Origin of the sequence: Microcoleus sp. AR_TQ3_B6 (assembly GCF_036702785.1) — a bacterium.
In the GTDB taxonomy this organism is placed as follows: Bacteria; Cyanobacteriota; Cyanobacteriia; order Cyanobacteriales; family Microcoleaceae; genus Microcoleus.
Map to the genome: position 1 here is coordinate 27,058 of NZ_JAUBVJ010000011.1, position 659 is coordinate 27,716.

A 659-nucleotide genomic window follows, 5' to 3' on the forward strand; every position below is an offset into this window, starting at 1 on the left:
ATCTCGCACCCGACGGTAAAACCGCGATTTCCGCTTCATGGGATAAAACCCTGAAAATCTGGGACACCGAGACAGGCCAGGAACTGAAAACTCTCACGGGTCATAGTGACATGGTAACAGCAGTGGATCTCGCACCCGACGGTAAAACCGCGATTTCCGCTTCATGGGATAAAACCCTGAAAATCTGGGACACCGAGACAGGCAGGGAACTGAAAACTCTCACTGGTCATAGTGACAGGGTATATGCAGTGGATCTCGCACCCGACGGTAAAACCGCGATTTCCGCATCACGGGATAAAACCCTGAAAATCTGGGACACCGAGACAGGCCGGGAACTGAAAACTCTCACTGGTCATAGTGGCAGGGTATATGCAGTGGATCTCGCACCCGACGGTAAAACAGCGATTTCCGCTTCATGGGATAAAACCCTGAAAATCTGGGACAACGAGACAGGCCGGGAACTGAAAACTCTCACTGGTCATAGTTTCTCAGTAACAGCAGTGGCGATCGCACCCGACTGTAAAACAGCGATTTCCGCATCACGGGATAAAACCCTGAAAATCTGGGACACCGAGACAGGCCGGGAACTAAAAACTCTCACGGGTCATAGTGACAGGGTATATGCAGTGGATCTCGCACCCGACGGTAAAACAGCGATT

At 51.3% G+C, this 659-nt stretch carries 1 pseudogene; it reads left to right on the plus strand.

Going from position 1 to position 659, the window contains the following annotated elements:
* Positions 1-659: pseudogene (locus tag QUB56_RS07975) on the plus strand (WD40 repeat domain-containing protein); the annotation flags it as partial.